14 protein-coding genes are annotated in these 17,071 nt (G+C 62.9%); 6 read left to right on the top strand and 8 right to left on the bottom strand.

The annotated features are described in order from the left end of the window. Positions 1–9 precede the first annotated feature (9 nt). Both ahpF and ahpC read right to left on the bottom strand, forming a co-directional pair. Positions 10–1,590, bottom strand: a complete 1,581-nt coding sequence (ahpF, locus tag H7692_RS13420) for an alkyl hydroperoxide reductase subunit F (protein WP_222137135.1) — start codon at positions 1,588–1,590, stop codon at positions 10–12. 141 nt (positions 1,591–1,731) lie between these two features. Continuing rightward, positions 1,732–2,295, bottom strand: coding sequence for an alkyl hydroperoxide reductase subunit C (ahpC, locus tag H7692_RS13415; RefSeq protein WP_201927784.1), 564 nt, complete (start codon positions 2,293–2,295; stop codon positions 1,732–1,734). A 166-nt stretch (positions 2,296–2,461) separates the two neighbouring features. Here ahpC and fdhD point away from each other — a divergent pair, with 166 nt between their 5' ends. Both fdhD and H7692_RS13405 read left to right on the top strand, forming a co-directional pair. Next, complete coding sequence (fdhD, locus tag H7692_RS13410) at positions 2,462–3,295, top strand: formate dehydrogenase accessory sulfurtransferase FdhD (protein ID WP_222137134.1); 834 nt, start codon at positions 2,462–2,464, stop codon at positions 3,293–3,295. Further along, the gene (locus H7692_RS13405; RefSeq protein WP_222137133.1) at positions 3,292–3,831 is read left to right on the top strand and encodes a molybdenum cofactor guanylyltransferase; all 540 of its coding nucleotides are present in this window, start codon (positions 3,292–3,294) and stop codon (positions 3,829–3,831) included. Before fdhD ends, H7692_RS13405 begins: the two co-directional genes overlap by 4 nt. On the opposite strand, the gene H7692_RS13400 is transcribed toward H7692_RS13405, so the two are convergent. The 4 genes from H7692_RS13400 to H7692_RS13385 form a co-directional block, all read right to left on the bottom strand. Then, complete coding sequence (locus tag H7692_RS13400) at positions 3,826–6,102, bottom strand: FdhF/YdeP family oxidoreductase (protein ID WP_222137132.1); 2,277 nt, start codon at positions 6,100–6,102, stop codon at positions 3,826–3,828. The genes H7692_RS13405 and H7692_RS13400 overlap by 6 nt on opposite strands. 482 nt (positions 6,103–6,584) lie before the next feature. Further along, positions 6,585–7,829, bottom strand: coding sequence for a glycosyltransferase (locus tag H7692_RS13395; RefSeq protein WP_222137131.1), 1,245 nt, complete (start codon positions 7,827–7,829; stop codon positions 6,585–6,587). 59 nt (positions 7,830–7,888) lie between these two features. Then, positions 7,889–8,527: a TetR/AcrR family transcriptional regulator gene (locus H7692_RS13390; RefSeq protein WP_222137130.1), complete on the bottom strand. Its 639-nt coding sequence runs from the start codon at positions 8,525–8,527 to the stop codon at positions 7,889–7,891. Positions 8,528–8,723: 196 nt separating this feature from the next. After that, entirely contained in the window at positions 8,724–9,350 is a 627-nt protein-coding gene (locus H7692_RS13385) for a PilZ domain-containing protein (RefSeq protein WP_227340339.1), read from the bottom strand. Between the two features lie 700 nt (positions 9,351–10,050). Here H7692_RS13385 and H7692_RS13380 point away from each other — a divergent pair. After that, positions 10,051–10,839 (top strand): hypothetical protein, encoded by a 789-nt coding sequence (locus tag H7692_RS13380; protein ID WP_201927797.1) that lies wholly within the window; start codon positions 10,051–10,053, stop codon positions 10,837–10,839. A gap of 131 nt (positions 10,840–10,970) precedes the next feature. Here the strand turns inward: H7692_RS13380 and H7692_RS13375 are convergent, their stop codons facing one another. Beyond that, on the bottom strand, positions 10,971–12,647 hold the full coding sequence (locus H7692_RS13375) for an esterase/lipase family protein (RefSeq protein ID WP_227340338.1): 1,677 nt from the start codon (positions 12,645–12,647) through the stop codon (positions 10,971–10,973). Positions 12,648–13,570: 923 nt separating this feature from the next. Here H7692_RS13375 and H7692_RS13370 point away from each other — a divergent pair. From H7692_RS13370 to H7692_RS13360, 3 genes are all read left to right on the top strand, one after another. Beyond that, positions 13,571–14,587 (top strand): hypothetical protein, encoded by a 1,017-nt coding sequence (locus H7692_RS13370; RefSeq protein WP_227340337.1) that lies wholly within the window; start codon positions 13,571–13,573, stop codon positions 14,585–14,587. Between the two features lie 128 nt (positions 14,588–14,715). Next, entirely contained in the window at positions 14,716–15,867 is a 1,152-nt protein-coding gene (locus tag H7692_RS13365; protein WP_227340478.1) for a sensor histidine kinase, read from the top strand. Then, positions 15,867–16,595, top strand: coding sequence for a LytR/AlgR family response regulator transcription factor (locus tag H7692_RS13360; RefSeq protein ID WP_227340336.1), 729 nt, complete (start codon positions 15,867–15,869; stop codon positions 16,593–16,595). Before H7692_RS13365 ends, H7692_RS13360 begins: the two co-directional genes overlap by 1 nt. A gap of 188 nt (positions 16,596–16,783) precedes the next feature. On the opposite strand, the gene H7692_RS13355 is transcribed toward H7692_RS13360, so the two are convergent. After that, positions 16,784–17,047 carry a hypothetical protein gene (locus H7692_RS13355; protein WP_227340335.1) on the bottom strand — a complete coding sequence of 88 codons (264 nt, stop codon included), beginning with the start codon at positions 17,045–17,047 and terminating at the stop codon, positions 16,784–16,786. Between the last annotated feature and the right edge of the window lie 24 nt (positions 17,048–17,071).

The following is a 17,071-nucleotide window of genomic DNA, read 5'->3' as shown; positions in this document are numbered from 1 at the left end:
CCCTATCGGTTACGCCGCCTCGGCGACCTCCGCGGGCAGGCGGATCATATAGTCGAACGCCGACAGCGCCGCCTTTGACCCCTCGCCCATCGCGATGACGATCTGCTTGTAGGGCACGGTGGTGCAGTCGCCCGCGGCGAATATGCCCGGCTGGCTCGTTTCGCCGCGATGATCGACCTCGATCTCGCCGCGTTGAGACAGCGCGACCGTGCCCGCGAGCCATTCGGTGTTCGGGACGAGGCCGATCTGGACAAAAATGCCTTCGAGTTCGATCTGGTGATCGACGTCCTTGCCCCGGTCCTTGTAGCTGAGCCCTGTAACCTTTTCACCGTCGCCGAGCACTTCGGTGGTCAGCGCCGAGGTGATGACCTTGACGTTGGGCAGGCTGGCAAGCTTGCGCTGGAGCACCGCGTCGGCGCGAAGCTGGCTGTCATATTCGATCAAGGTGACATGCGCGACGAGGCCCGCAAGGTCGATCGCCGCCTCGACGCCGCTGTTGCCGCCGCCGATCACCGCGACGCGCTTGCCCTTGTAGAGCGGGCCGTCGCAGTGCGGGCAGTAAGCCACGCCCTTGTTGCGATATTCCTCTTCACCGGGAACACCCATCTGGCGCCAGCGCGCGCCGGTCGACAGGATGACGGTGCGCGCCTTCAGCGACGCGCCGTTGGCGAGCTGCACCTCGTGCAGGCCGCCCTCAGCCTTGGCGGGCACCAGCTTTTCGGCGCGCTGGAGGTTCATGACGTCGACGTCATAATCCTTCACATGACTCTCGAGCTGGGCGACGAGTTTCGGGCCTTCGGTGTGCTGGACGGAGATGAAATTTTCGATTGCCATCGTGTCGAGCACCTGCCCGCCGAAGCGTTCGGCCGCGATGCCCGTGCGGATGCCCTTGCGCGCGGCATAGATGGCCGCGGCGGCGCCCGCCGGACCGCCGCCGACGACGAGCACGTCGAACCCGTCCTTCGCGGCGATCTTCTCGGCCGCCTTCGCTTCGGCACCAGTATCGAGCTCGGCGAGTATCTGTTCGAGCTCCATCCGGCCCTGGCCGAAATTCTCGCCGTTCAGGAAGATCGTCGGCACCGCCATCACCTTGCGCTGCTCGACCTCGGCCTGGAACAGCCCGCCGTCGATCGCGGTGTGGGTGATGCGCGGATTGATGACGCTCATCAGGTTGAGCGCCTGAACGATGTCGGGGCAATTCTGGCACGAGAGCGAGAAATAGGTTTCAAAATGATAATCGCCGTCGAGCGCCGCGACCTGCTCCAGCACCTCGGGCGCGACCTTCGGCGGGTGGCCGCCGACCTGCAGCAGCGCGAGAACGAGCGAGGTGAATTCATGGCCGAGCGGGATGCCGGCAAAGCGGACCGCGACATCATGGTCGCTCGCGCGGCGGATCAGGAAGCTGGGGCGGCGCACGTCGTCGTCGGTGCGCGCCACGCTGACCATGTCCGACAGCGCGGCGATTTCGTCGAGCAGGGTCGCGAGCTCGGCCGACTTCGGCCCGTCGTCGAGCGACGCGAGCAGTTCGATCGGCTCGCGGATGTTCGCGAGATAGGATGAAAGCTGCTGCTTCAGATTGGCGTCGAGCATGGGGAGAGCTCCTGCGAGAGGGAGGAGAAAAGAGCCGCGTGTCCCCGCGAAGGCGGGGACCCGGAGCTGGATTGCGCTTTATTGCGCTTGGGCGCTCTGGGCTCCCGCCTTCGCGGGAGCACGCTGGCATTTTTCGATGTCTTAAATCTTGCCGACGAGGTCGAGCGAGGGAGCAAGCGTTTCGGCGCCCTCTTCCCACTTCGCGGGGCAGACTTCACCCGGATGGCTGACCCAGTATTGCAGCGCCTTGATCTTGCGGAGCAGTTCGGCAGCGTTGCGGCCCACACCCTCGGGGGTGATTTCCAGGAGCTGGATTTCGCCCTGCGGATCGAGGACGAACGTGCCGCGGTCGGCAAGGCCGACGCCCTGACGGAGCACTTCAAAATTGTTCGAGAGCGTGTGGTTCTGGTCGCCGACCATGAAATAGTCGATCTTGCCGATCGCCGGCGAGGTGTCGTGCCACGCCTTGTGGCAGAAATGCGTGTCGGTCGACACGGCGAACACCTCGACGTCCATCTTCTGGAGCGTCGGATAGATGTCGGCCAGATCCTCAAGCTCGGTCGGGCAGACGAAGGTGAAATCGGCGGGGTAGAAGAAGAACACCGCCCACTTGCCCTTCACATCCTCTTCGGTGATGTCGACGAATTTGCCCTGCTTGTAAGCGGTCGCCTTGAACGGCTGGATGGTCGTGTTGAGAACGGACATGGGAGAGTCTCCTTTATCGTTGAGTTGGGTCCGGAAACGCTCCCCTAGCCAGCAATGTTGCGCCGCGACAATTGAAAAATCCTGCGCGACTAATCGAAAAACTCAATCAAGGGTGCCGACAATCGCGGCGACTTGCTTCGCCGGGTCGAAAGCAGGACAAGGGCATATGGAAACTCGCGAATTTTGCAGCGCCGACACGCACGCCAGCGCAGATGCCCGCCATTTACGGCGCATCGGCCTCGCCGAGCCCGGCGATGCGCTGCTCGCGCGCGAGCTTGCGGTCGAAACGCCGGTTTCGATCGAAGTCGACGGGCTCGGCTATGCGGTGATGATGGCGACACCGGCAGACCTTGAGGATTATGCGATTGGCTTTGCCGCGAGCGAGGGGCTCATCAACCAGCCCGCCGACGTGACGCGAATTGCCGTCCATGCCATCGAGGGCGGCGTCGCGCTGCGGCTGTGGCTTGGGGCCGGTCGGTCACAGCGCGCACTCGACCGGGCGCGCAGGCGGGTGAACGAAAGCAGCTGCGGACTGTGCGGGATCGAGAATATCGAGGAGGTTCTGCGACCGCTGCCAAGCGTCACCGCGTGCATAACGACCGATCGCGCCGCGATTGCTGTCGCGCTGGCGGCGCTCGACAGCCATCAGCCGCTCGGTCGCGCGACGGGCGCCGCGCACGCCGCGGCATTTTGCACGCCCGACGGCGCCATCTGCCTCGTGCGCGAGGATGTCGGGCGTCACAACGCACTCGACAAGCTGGTCGGGGCAATGATGCGCGCGGGCGTCGACGCGGGGCAAGGCTTCATCCTGCTGTCGGCGCGTTGCAGTTACGAGCTGGTCGACAAGACGGTGCGCGCGGGGTGCCCGATGCTCGTCACCATCTCGGCACCGACAAGCCTTGCCGCCGACCGCGCCGCGGCGGCGGGGCTGACGCTCGTTTCGCTGGCGCGGCGCGATTCGGCGCTTGTCGTGTGCGATCCGCAAGGGATGATTGCATGAGAACATTGGGCGCAATCCTCGCGGGGGGCAGTTCGACGCGCTTCGGATCGGACAAGGCCGAGGCGCTGCTGGACGGGCGGCGGCTGATCGACCTGTCGATTGCGGCGCTCGCACCGCACTGCGACGCGATCATAGTCGTCGGCCGCGCGCATCCGGACTTCGGCAGCGTCGCCGACCGCCCGCGCGGCGGGATGGGTCCGCTCGGCGGGATCGCGGGCGCGCTGGCGGCCGCGGCAGAGGGCGGCTTCGGCCAATTGCTGACCGCACCGGTCGATTGCGTGCGGTTGCCGCCCGATTTGCGCGCCGTGCTGGAACCCGCGCCAGCCTATCTGGCGGCGCAGCCGGTGATCGGGCTTTGGCCAGTGGAGGCGCTCGAAGCGCTCGACGCCCTGCTGGCCGAGGGTACGAAGCTGGCGGTGCGTGCGTTCGGCGACCGTGTCGGTGCGCGCGCGGTCGAGACGGGCTTTGCCCCGCCGAACATCAACAGCGCCGCCGATCTTGCGCGGCTCGCGGACGGCAATCTCCCGGCGTCATGACGCTGAAGGCGTGACGATGCGGACGGGAATCGCCTTGGCAGCGGGACACCCGCTCGCCCGGTCGTAATTGCCGAGCGGAAGCAAGGGGTTGAGCTCGGGATAATAGCCTGCGACCGACCCCGGCGACATCGGATAGTCCACCAGCGTCAACGGCCCGACGCGCCGCGCGATGCCGTCGTCGCTGATCGTCTCCAGCGTCACGCGTGTTTCGGCCGCCAGCCCGCGCGCCTCGCGGTCGGCGGCGTTGATGAACAGCACCATGCGGTCGCCGCGAACGCCGCGGTAGCGGTCGTTATAGCTGTAGATTGTCGTGTTGAACTGGTCGTGCGAGCGCACCGTCGCGAGCCGCAGCATCGCCGGATCGTCGATCTGCGGATCGACATCGAGCCCCGGAAGCAGCAGGAAATTCGCCTTGCCGTTCGGCGTCAACCACACGCGGCGGCGCGGCGCGACGTCGAGGTGGAAACCCGCGGGGTCCTGAATACGCGCCGAGAATTCGGAATAGAGCGCGGGATAGACCGCCGCGATGGCGTCGCGGATGCGGTCATAATCGTCGATGTAGGATGCCCAGTCGACGCGGCTTTCGGGGAGGGTCGCCATCGCCATGCGGCACACGATCTCGACCTCGGTAAGGAGGTGCGGACTCGCCGGTTCGAGCACGCCGCGCGACGCCGTGACGTTCGACATCGAATCCTCGATGGTCACAAATTGCTTGCCGCGCGCGGTTTCGATGCGCTCGGAGCGCGCGATCACCGGGAGGATCAGCGCCTCGCGGCCGTGGATCAAATGACCACGGTTGAGCTTTGTCGCGATCCCGACCGTCAGGTCGAGCCCGCGCATCGCGGCATAGGCGCGGTCGGTATCGGGGACCGCGCGAACGAAATTGCCGCCAAGGCCGATGAAGACCTTGGCGGTACCCGCCAGCATCGCCTCGACCGCTTCGACCGTGTGGTGGCCGTGCGCGCGCGGCGGGTCGAAGCCGAACACCGCTGACAGCTGGTCGAGATAGGCAGCGGTCGGCCGCTCGTCGATGCCGACGGTGCGGTCGCCCTGGACGTTCGAATGGCCGCGGATCGGCGAGATGCCGGCGCCGGGCCGTCCGAAATTGCCCTTGAGCAACAGAAGGTTGGCGATCTGCTGGACCAGCTCCGACCCGCGCTCGTGCTGGGTGATTCCCATGCCGTAACAGATGATCGTCGCATCGGACGCCATATAGATGTCGGCGCAGCGACGGATCTGCGCCTCGTCCACCCCCGATTTGGCGACGATATCGCGCCAGTCCTGCGCAAGGATGTCGTCGCGCAGCGCCGCGAAACCCTCGGTATGTTCGGCGATGAACTGATGGTCGAACACGGTCTCGCCCGCCGCCTCGCGCTCGAACATCGCCCGCATCATCCCCTTGAGCAGCGCAAGGTCGCCGCCGATACGGATGTGGACGAACTCGCTGGCAATCGGCGTCGAGCCGAAGGTCGCCATCTGCACCGGGTCCTGCGGTTCGGTGAAGCGGATCAGCGCGCGTTCGGGCATCGGATTGACCGCGACAATCGGCACGCCGCGTTTGCGCGCATCGACCAGCTGCGTCATCATCCGCGGCGCATTGGTGCCGGGGTTTTGCCCGATGACGAAGATTGCGTCGGCATGTTCGAAATCGTCGAGCACCACCGTGCCCTTGCCGACGCCGATCGCGGGCGGCAGGCCGCGGCTCGTCGGTTCGTGGCACATGTTCGAACAATCGGGGAAATTGTTGGTGCCATATTCGCGGACGAAGACCGAATAGAGAAAAGCCGCCTCGTTCGGCGTCCGCCCCGAGGTATAAAATTCGGCCTCGTTCGGATCGGCGAGCGCGCGCAGATGGCGGCCGATGAGCGCGAACGCATCGTCCCATGCGACGGGGACATAATGGTCGCTCGCCGGATCGTAGCGCATCGGCTCGGTCAACCGTCCCTGCATCTCGAGCCAATAGTCCGACTGCTCGCGCAGCGCAGTCACGCTGTGCTGTGCGAAAAATTCGCGCGTCGCGCGGAATTTCGTCGCTTCGTGCGCGAGCGCCTTTGCACCATTTTCGCAGAATTCGAGTTTCCTGGTGCAGGTGGCGTCTGGAAAGGCGCAGCTCGGACATTTGAAGCCGCCCGGCTGGTTCATCGCGAGCAGCGCGCGCGACCCCTTGCTCACAACGCTCTGTTCGAGCAGCACCTTTGCGGTGGCGGCGGCCGAACCCCAGCCCCCGGCCGGACGGGCATAGGGTTTGTACCGGGGCCTGCCGTCGGCCATCGCGCCATCCTCTCAACGAAACGCTACTTCTCGATCGGAGCATAGGCGCAAACGCTGCGCCGGAACAGGTCGCCGAGCGATTGGCGAGCGCGAGCAGGGTTGGCGTCGGCGAGAGGGATCGCAGCGCCGCCGCCCCCCTGAACGGCGGTGAACAATCCACCACGTCACGTGTCCGGATAAACCTGGGATCAGGACGATTTATTCATCGGAAATGCCTTTTCATCACCTTGTTCCCGGCCGGACAATTGGCCTCGACATAGCGAAGGAAAGAGTCGGCCACGACCTCGCGCGCTGCCATATCCATCCCCTTCGTCGCCCGGACAGCGCCGAATGATAGAAGATGAATCTGCTGACCGGCGATTACGAAAATTGTGAAAGGCGCGCCGAACCGGCGCGCAATATCCGCCAGCCGCAAAAACGCCGAAGGCGGGAGCAGCCGAAGCTGCCCCCGCCCCGGGAGCGAATGTCGCCGCGACCTGCGTTCAGGCGGCGCGGAGGCCGTTTCCGGGCATTTCCGCCGCAATTGTTTCGAGTTCGGCGACGACCGGCGAGTTGCGCGCATCGTCGGCCATCACCCGGCCAAGCCGCGCTGCCGCGGCCGTATATGCGGGTTCCGACAGGATCGATTCGATCGCGGCGCGGAAGGCATCGGGCCCTGCGTCGGCAGCGAGCTGGATGCCCGCGCCGCGCGCGGTGACGCGCACCGCATTGTCGTTCTGGTCGCGGCCGTGCGGAACGACGACCATTGGACGCAGGTGCGACAGCGCGCGCGCCACGGTGCCGTGCCCGCCGTGGGTGACGACCAGCGCCGCCTGCTTCATGACGCTGTTGTGCGGTGCGCTGCGCACGAGCTGGCAATTGGCCGCCGGCGTCAGTTCTTCGGGCGCGATCGTGCTGCCGAGCGTGACAAGCAGCCGGACATCAAGCGAGGCCGCACCGTCGATGATGTCCTGAAGCACACCGATATGCCCCTGGAATGTCGTGCTGAACCCGACGAGCACGAGCGGGCGCGCATCGTTGGCGGCCCACGGCGACGTCCAGGGCTTTGCCCATGAGGGATCGTCGAGCTGGGGTCCGACATAGCGAATCCGGTCTGGAAGCTGTTCGGGGGCGAAATCGAACGCGCGGCTGGTGCCGAGCAGGACCGCATGCGCGGCGTCATGCTGGTCGGCGAGCGCAGCGAGCGGGGGAAGGCCATAGCTTGCACGCGCCGAATTGAGCGCGGGGAGCCGGCTGTCGAACATCTGGCCGTTCGCCTGCATAATCTCCGCATGCAGTGCGCGCTCGGCATCGTTCGTCGCGGGCAGCAAACCCGGGCCAAGCGGCGGTACGCCCTCCATCGGAAAGAGGCTGACGTTGCAGGTGAGGAGGACGAAACGCTGGCCGATCGCCTCGCACCCCATCGCGACGCCGAGCAGCATTTCGTTCGAAACGACGAGGTCGGCAGGCTCGGCCTTCAATTGTTCGATCAGGTCCTCGGCATAGGCGTGCGCGGGGCCGACCATGATGCGGTCGAGGACGCGACCGATCTGTTCCTCGGGCGTGTCGACTTCCCAATCGCGAAAAATGTCGCTGTCGCGGGTACGGTCGGTGCGGCTCGGTGCGCGCGTCCATGGAATGAAGCGGGCGCCGACCGCCTCGGCCTCGCTGCGGTTGCAGGCATCGCTCATCACACGCACGCGGTGCCCGCGCTCGGCAAGCTTTCGCGCCACGGTGATGATCGGCATCACCGATCCGCCACCCTCCCAGGTAGCGAAAAGAAAATTCAGGGGGGAAGAGACTTGGGTCACCGGTTTACTCCGATTGGTTCGTGGTTGAAAATTTCTGCGGGATCGGCCCCGATCGCATCGGCGAACATCCGCATCATCAGCTGCCGATAGTCGGCGACGCTGCGCTGCATGTCGCGGCGGACGAGCTTCCAGACATAGAGGTCGCCGGCGACGACGAGCGCGTCGATCCGGCGCTGCCGCGCCTCGGCTCCGAGGCCGTCGAGCCATGGAGCGAACGCCTGCGTAATCCAGGCGCGATGCTGGGCGCGGCCACGATCGGTCATCGCGCGCACCGCCGGATAGCGGTCCTCCTGTGCGAGCAAGCGGAGGATCAGGTCGCCGACCTCTTCATAATCCTCGACGATCGAATTGACCGCGCGCGTCACATCGCCCGGCCGCACTTCGCGGCGAAGTGTAACCTCTATCGCGAGCCGTTCCTGCATCGCGGCGATCAATCCCTCCTTGCCGCCAAAGCGGCGGATCACCGTCTGGACCGTGACCCCGGAATCCTGCGCCACATCTTCAAGGCGAATCTCGTCGAACCAGCTGTCGCGGATGCGCGTGGCAAAGGCATCGAGGATGCGTTCACCGCGCGCCTGCGCGGCCTCTGCGCGCGCCGATTGGCGGTAGGGGCGCGTGGGAGAATCGCTATTCATGTGACGCCAATTAACATCAAAATTGGGGTGCGCAAGTTTTATCTTAATTGCGCTAACATGAAACGCCTCTTTGGCTTGCAGCGGCAGCCGGTGCGCTCGCAGTTGGGGGACATATCGCGCGGGAATTCTACCTGCCGCCCCCTTAATCGAGCGCGCGAACAAGAAATGAGGCGTCGGCTACCGGATGATATTGGTTCTAATGCGTACGCCCTTTGCCGCGCACCAACGCCAAAGCATTGCGGTCGAGCGGGATCGAAAACCACAGACCTCCGCGATCGCCCTTCGACCATCGGATGACGGCCGTTCGCCTCACATCGTCACCGGGAAGCAAGAGTTCGACAATTTGCCCGGCTTCGAGACTATGGGTTGTCCGAAAGCCTGCTCCGTTCGCCGAGATGTCGACGAGATCGATCGGATAAGCCTGGCTTGAAGTTGCAAGGATCGCCTCGGCATCGACCGGCAGGCGCTGCGCGCGATAGCTCTCCGCCTTTTGCTCGTGCATCAGGGCCGCAACAATTTCCTCGGCATCCTGGGTCTCAAGGAATGCGACGCCGTAACGCCCGCGCTCGGACCAGACGATTCTTCCTGCCATCAGCATGTTGGCCGACAGCATGATTTCGACCTTTTCACCCGGTGCCAGCGCCATGTCCGAGTACACCATCATGCCGCCGTCGGAGACATTGCGGACATGCGCCAGTCCGACGTCGCTTCCGCGTTTCAAGCGCGCGATGCGGTAGGCGGCAGGATATCGGTTGGTGTCGCGGCGATCCTCGGCGCCCGCGAAACGATTCGAGCGGGCGAGATCATGTCGATCATCTGCCATTCCCTGCTCCTATCCCAGACGCGGAATCTCACGCTCCGCACGCCTTTTGAAACGGTGTTTCCAAGCTTTCGTTCCAAATTTGGAGCGCCCGCACAGGATCGCGCGCGGCGCCAATCTCTTGCCGCGTGTCACTATTCTGAAGTGCGTCTTGAGCAATATCTCTTATGAAAAGAGATTCTTATTGTAATTAAAGAATATCTTTAACGCAATTTTCAAAACAATATTATCAAGAAACCTACAGCTTTGTAAATAGAGAAACTGCGCAAGCATGTATGTCGTCCGGCACGACCGTCCTTATACGCATTGCGATTGGGTTCGGCCGCCTCGCTTCACGGTGAGCAGACGATCCACGGCCTGATCATTGCTTTCACTATCCTCGTTGGGCCGGATCAAATGCATGGGTTGCCCGCTTCCTGTTTCAAGCAACTCTGGCCGATTGCGGACTGACGGTTCTGAAGAAAGCGGAACGCAAAAAATTGCCGTTCGCTCTGCATATCGGTGCGACCCGAAGCGTCGATTCTCGAACGCTTGCAGCGAGAGCGCCGGGCGAACGCCGTTTTCGTCGCGCGTTTGGCCATCTTCGTCGCTGCGGCGCCAATTGAGCGGCTCATCGACCCGGTTGGCAGAGCAGGAGGTGAACTCGCAGCCGGTCCGCGACACAAGGCCCGTCGATATTCAGCCATAACGACGGAGAATTCGCATGATCAACCTGCGCGCGCCAAGTCGACAGAGTCGGTTCACGCTTTTGTGTGTGAGCACATTTATCGCGGCCGTCGGTTCCATCCCTGCTGCCGCCAACGCGCAGGAAAATTGCCCGGGGGCTTCCGCGCCTAACGGGAAGGTGTTCGGAAAGCGCTTCGGGAAGCTCATGGGAGCGGCCGGCGTGGCGGCCATCACGGGGCGCAAAGCCGCCGCCAGGGCCGCGGCCGACGCGGCAGCGCGCGATACGGCCGACAGCGCGCGCGAAAATGCCGTCGCGGCGGCAGCCGCAAGCGGTTGCCGGGACGATGAAACCCCGCCCCCTGTCGATAGTGACGCGTCGACACCGGCCCAAAACAATGCGCGCGCGCGCAAGAGCGCATCGGCAGCAAGCTATAGCCGCCCCAGCGAGATGCCGATTTCGGCAGAGATCAAGGCGCAGAAATCGGCGTTCGTCGAATTCAGCAAGGTTCGCTGCTCCGATTGCGAAGGCGGCCATGATTATGAGGCGTGGGCCAGTCGCTATTTTTATTCCGAGCTGCTCGGCGATGCGAAGGCGTGGACGGCCAAGCTCGCGAAGATGGAGCCGGGCGAGAAGTTGAACTGGCAAGGGACAGAAAACTACGGCACGATCACCATGCGCGAGCAAGCGAAGGTCGGCGGGTTCGACTGCAAAATCTACGATTGGCTGCTGGAAAAGGGCAAAGCGAGCGCCCGCCGCGAAGGCCTTATCTGTTGGGGCAAAGCAAGTAGCTTCTCCGCAAGCGACAGCTGGGTCGAAGTCTATTGAACTTCGCTACCCCTGAGGACTCAAGATTCGAGCACCGCAGCCTCCCTTACTCCTAGGGGAGGCTGTTTGCGTTTGTGCCATGTTTATGCGGACCGAAGCCGGCGTTCGCGCAGCAGCCAGCGAACGCCAATCTATTTGGCGTTCGACCACCCGGATACGACCACTTCGCGCTCTTCTTCATCCTCATTTTCGAGCATGAGCGTCCACTTGGCCTTGCTGATCGGGTTGCCGACGAAGATCGAGCGGAAGATTTGTTGTGCGCTGGGGGTGCCGGGCGGGTTGGTCCCCTGGACAGCCCCTCCCTCGTCCACCACGGTCGCTCCGACTTTGGGTGGCGCAACATAGGTCAGACCGAAATTGTCCGCGTCGGGAACATCGAACGGAATCTCGATGGTCTGACCCGGTGACAGCTTTACGATCTTCGTGAAATCGAGCTTCGGCGGCTCTGACGACGTCGAATCCTTGGCAGGCGTCCGGGTGGAGGGCGATCCCCCTTTGCTCGCCAATGCCTCCAGTGCGGCGAGTTGCCCCTCGGGCGACTGCTTTCCCGGGCCGAGCGCGACGCGCGACTTCACAAAGGACTTGAACCCCGCCTCATTCGCCATGTCCGTGTGGAGGAGCGATTGTTGCGCGCGGTCCGCGATCGCCCAGAAAGCAGAGGGAACAGTGACCACGCCGTCATTGGGGCTGTACATATAGCAGATTGCCGGCAGCGGATTGCCCGCAAGGATCGAGAACTCGACGCCCTTGCGGTTCGTATGGGCCGCGTTGAATTGCGCGACCACGCTTGGACGCAATTCGCGCAGCGCCTCCATCGAGCGGCCCGCCGCTTCCAGCGGCAAGCTGATGAGGTCGGCGCAGCGGCTGCCCATATTGGGGGTGCCGAGCATGACCAGATGCTGCACCTGCGGCTTGCCGTCGGGATAGGTCGGCATCGCCGCATGGATATAGCGGCGGCTGATCAGGCCGCCCATCGAATGGGCGACAAGGTCGATATGCCAGGCGTTGCGTTCGCGCTGCGCATATTTGATATAGCGTTCGAGCTCCCCGGCATTTTGGGCGATCGTATTGGTCGGCCCCAGATTTCCTACTTCGTCGCCGGTCCGCATACGTCCGAATTGCGCATGCTGGCCTACGGGAAACGCCTTCCAGTTGCTCGAATGCGCGCCCGAGAGAATTCCCTGCCAGCTTTCCCAGGCCTTCCAGTTCGACCAGAGGCCGTGCACGAGCACGAGCGGCTTGGGCGCGACCTTGAGGTTGCGGGTCTCCTCGCCGGCCTTCTTTCCACCGTCGGCAAGTTCGGCGCGGATGCGCTGGGTGATCCGGGGACGGCCATCGTCGTACCAGGCATAGCCCGAACTATCCCATTTGAACGTCACCTCGCGCTCTTCGCCCGGCGGGACATCGACGGTGATCTCGTCGAGCACGGCTTCCGAGGCGCCTCCCGCCTTTTGATCGGCATCCAGATCCTTGAACTTGACTGTCGCGGGCTTCTCCTCGCCGCTGTCATTGGCGACGACCGCAGTGAACCGCACGATGTTCCCATCGGTCGTGCCGGTCTGTTCCTTGATTTCCTGCCAGTCTTCCCAGTTCGGAAAGCGCATGTCCTCAAGCTTGAACTTGACCAGCCGCAGCGCGCCGCCGCAGCGTCGCAGGCTCCAGCTCAGCGTTTCGGTCACGCCGCCATAGCTTTCGGAATAGCTGCCCGACAGTTGGTCGGGCTTGTCCGGCGAAACGCGATCCGCGCCGCCGGTCGAAAATTTGACGCCGTCGAACCGCGTGGGCATCTCGGCCAGACTGTGGTTCACACCCTTTCGGGGCGTGCATTGTCCGCTAAAGCTCGACGATGTCGACCCCGAAGCCGTTCCCGCAACGTCGGGCAACCGCACTCCCACGCGATAAGCGCCATCCGAATCCATTGACACGGTGACGTCCGCATCCAATCCGCTGCCGCCCCCCTTGCTCTGGCTGCGCGACGCGAAACTTCCCGACATGGCGCGCGGAGTGCGCTCGTGCGGGCAAATATGGCGATCGTTGGCGGTTTTGGTTTCGGTCGAGACCGAGCTGACCCCAATGTTGGCCTTCGCAATACTGCTCGTTCGATCCGGCCCCTCGCGAACTGAGACCTGCGCCGTATATTTGAAGGTCGTCGACCAATTGGTCGTTTCCGTACCCTTCCCGGAAATGCGGTCTTCCGTCTTGGAACTGCTGTTCGCGTGCGAGCGTGAATATTGTACCGAACCAGTCCAGGCGCGCGTGCATTGGGCGGCCGCAGCCGCAACCGGAAAGGCAGCACCGGACAATAGCATTCCGATCCCCACAGCGGGCAGGGCGCGTACGATTGTCATTGATTACTCCTGTTCCTTGATGCGCGCCGTTCGGCGAACCTTGGCCGCAGACGGCGCGGCGCTTTGTGATCAACTGGGACCGACGTCGTCTGCCAGAGCCCGTCGCCACTACGCGCCGACGGTCCCGACCGGTGTCAATTCGATGCTTCGAAATTGTCGACTTGCCGGCATCTGTCCGGCCAGGACAGGGCGCGGCGACCAATCTGGATATGGAAGCGACCAAATTGCCGGTTGGGGGCCGCGGTGAAATGTGCATTACATCGGCTAAGTGTTGATTGCTCGTCGGCCCCGCCCTCACCCCGCTACGCGCCAGTGCAGTCAAGGCGCATCTCGATCGACATCCCCGTCGCTCCACGGGCGACGTTCATCGGTTCCAAACCGCATTGGACGATTTCTTTGCAGCTTTAGGCGCAGAGCAATTTCGCCTGCGCGGATACCGCACAAATAGGACATCAATCGCAGCGTCGTTCCGACCGACCCCTGAATCCCGAGCCGAGATGATGCGGCAGGACGGCTGCACAACACGCCTGATTTGGAAGGTCCCGAAATTGAAGTACGCCTTGTTTCGCCTGGCCATGATGGGCGTTTTCGTCGGAGCGCCCACTGCAACCGCGGCGGCTGCCACACCCGATGAGCGCGCCGAGCCCCCGTTTCTTCAGCGCTGGACCAAGGGACAGGCAGACCCTGGTGCAGGACTGCCGGGCTGGTATTCGGAAACTCCGGGACTCCATGTCCACCGCCCGTTGAACGGCACGACGATCCCGCTTGCCGAAGCGGATATTTTGCGCCGGCGCGCGATGGTCGCCTTTGAAGCCTTGATGCAGCAGCCATCGCTGCGCGACGTCCGCGGAACGAGCCTGCAAGCCGATATCAACATTTCAGTCGTGCCGACAGCCGATGGGGTGCGTTTGGTCGGCGCAACGCTGAGTATTCTGGCCAAGAGCGTCGTCGAGGGCGACAAAGCAACGATATCGCGCAACGGGCGCTTTATGACGCCGACCGAGGAAGGAGCGGTGCTTCGCGTGTTCCTCAATCCCTATCAGATGCTCGCGACACGCGACGTCCAAGCCGAAGGAATGGATGGGCGCCTCCTTCGGGTTCGCACGGGATCCGCCTATGGCCTGTTCGTATCCGACGCATCGACCGCCTTTGAGCCGCGAGCCCAAGAACCCTGGCAGGTGGGAAAGCTGGCGGCCGAACTGCAGCGCGACCGGAGCTGGTATCAATTGAACGCAATCGGGAGCCATCCCCTGCTGGTACATGTCTCGAGCTATGCGCAGGAAAACGACGATCTTCGGCGTGGACGGCTCGACCCCGAGCGGCCGGTGGCGCGTCTTGCAGCAGCGATGTTCATGGTGGACTGGGATGCAGTCCATCGCCGCATGACAGCCCTCAAATGAACGGGATTGGAGAACCCCGAATGTCGGGCTCGCCTCCGGGACCGTTTCTCGGACGAGAATGAGGCAATAAGCTGCACCGATTGGTTGCCTCTTGTTCTTTTTGACAGTTAGGCTGAACAGTGCCCGACATGAACATGCCATTAGCGAACAACATCGGGGAGCATAGGGCAACTGCCGAAAGAAGGCCGTTCGTCCAATCGCTTTTCGGCGAAAGGCGCAAGTTTCTCCTACTGACCGGTGCGATTTGGCTCTGCTGGATTTGCCTGTACGCCGCCCCTTATGTACTGATTGTATCCCGCATCTCCCTTTATGGACTGCTCGGCTTTGTTCTCTCCGGGATCAGCGGATTCATTCTTTCGCTCCTGATTCTTGGCGGCGTCATCCGGACATTGGCCACGCAGGGCCGGCATGCAATTCTGATCGTTTCCGCCGGAACCTTGACCCTCGGCGTGATTCAAAGCTTTCTCGACATTGCCATATTCGATTTCGTGAGTGCCTTGGGCAATCTGACGATATGGACGTCATTTCCCTATGCTTCGCGCTGGGCCGACAATTTTGCGGCATTCGCGTTTCAATTTTCCCTGCTTGCCGTGACATTCTGGACGCTTGAGCGAGCGGAGATGCATCGCGCACGGGACCTTGAATTGCAGCGAGCCAAAATCGCGGCGACCGAGGCCAATCACGCGGCCACCGTCGCGCGCCTTGCCGCGCTGCGCTATCAGCTCAATCCCCACTTTCTCTTCAATACGCTCAATTCGATTTCGTCGCTGGTCATCACGGGGCGGAACGATCAGGCAGAAGAAATGCTATCCCGTCTCGCCGATTTCTTGCGGGTGACGCTGGAATCGGAATCCTGCGGCCAGACACTGGAACATGAACTTGAGACAGTCGCCGCCTATCTGGCGATCGAGCAAACCCGCATCGGAGACAGGTTGGCGATCGACATCACATGCCCGCCCGACCTGCGCGATTGCGAGATGCCGAATTTCATCCTGCAGCCGCTTGTTGAAAATGCGATCAAACATGGAGTAGCCGATCAGGGTCGCGTGGTGACGATCCGGATCGAAGCTGCCCGCAATGGCGAGGATATTGTCATTGTAATCGAAGACGACGGCAGTCCTGGCGCGGTCTCGCGCGGCGGGACCGGAATCGGCCTGCGCAACGTTCGCGAACGGCTCAACGCGCTCTATGGCGAACGCGGTCAGCTTGAGGCCGTCCGGCGCGATGCCGGCTTTCTGTCGATCGTACGACTCCCCTACAAACACCATATGGTTTCGTAATGACAATTCGCGTCCTGCTCGTCGACGACGAACAGCTGGCCATTGACCGGCTCAATGACTTGCTACGCAATCTTGAAGATGTCTCGGTAGTGGGGAGTGCTTCGTCTGCGGCGGACGCACATGAGCGAATTGCAGAATTGGCACCGGACCTTGTCTTTCTCGACATTCAGATGCCCGGCGGCAACGGGATGGCGCTGGCTGCAGATTTGCCGCGCGATCGGCGTCCCGAAATTATCTTTGTGACCGCCTTCGAACATTTTGCGCCAGACGCCTTCGAAGTCGATGCGACGGACTATCTCTTGAAGCCGGTACGCTTCGATCGTTTGCGATCGTCAATAGCGCGCGCCAAACGGCGGATCGCACTCTCGCGGCCTCCTGAGGACGGCCAGCCCCAATATGCCGATGCAATTTGGGTGGCCGTGCGCGGCGGACAGATACGCCTGAGCGTCAGTGAAATCGATTGGATCGAGGCGGCAAAAGATTATGTCATGCTCCACACCGGCACCCGAAGTTATCTTCATCGGGCGCAGATGAGTGCATTGGAATTGCAACTCGATCCGTCCGAACTGATGCGCGTGCACCGATCGAGCTTCGTACGGCTTTCGCTCGTGGATGGAGTCGAGCGACCGGGGCGCGGGAGTCTGAGCCTCTTGCTTCGCGACGGCGCGGTGATCCAGGTCGGTCCGAGCTATGTCAAACAGGTTATGGATCGGCTCGGCCTGTCGTAACTCGTCGCCTCAGCAAACGTAGCTGCTTCCGTTCCATCGCGGGAAGCCGCCCGCTCTCATGTGCGAAGCGCCACTTCCCATATGCATCTCGGTCGCTAAATCGCGCCGTGGGACCCCAGAGCGCGCAGCGTTGATTGTATCCGGAAAGTCGGGCGACCCACCGTGGTGGGCCGCCCGTCCAAGCTGGATCAGGGACGATCGAGCTTTGGATCTTGTTCGCGACGCTTGCCGGAAGCACCCGAAACCGTCGGCTGATCAGATGATCCAACGCGACCGCTCTGTCCTTCTTGAGACAGGGTTTCGCCCATCCGGAGCGCGCTTGCAGCGCAAATGCGATAAAGATGGCCGCCGCAGGACGACATCGACCAAAGGCGATTCTGGCGTGACGAAAAGCGGTCGCCGAGTTCGAACTGCTGGCCGAGATGTGCCTTGAACGCGGAACGTGCCGTCAAAGCGGCGCTGTACGTCCAAAACCC

The organism is Sphingopyxis sp. P8 (assembly GCF_020622175.1).
In the GTDB taxonomy this organism is placed as follows: domain Bacteria; phylum Pseudomonadota; class Alphaproteobacteria; order Sphingomonadales; family Sphingomonadaceae; genus Sphingopyxis; species Sphingopyxis jiangsuensis.
The sequence above is the reverse complement of the archived record's forward strand: the minus strand, read 5'-3'. Positions and strand labels throughout refer to the sequence as shown.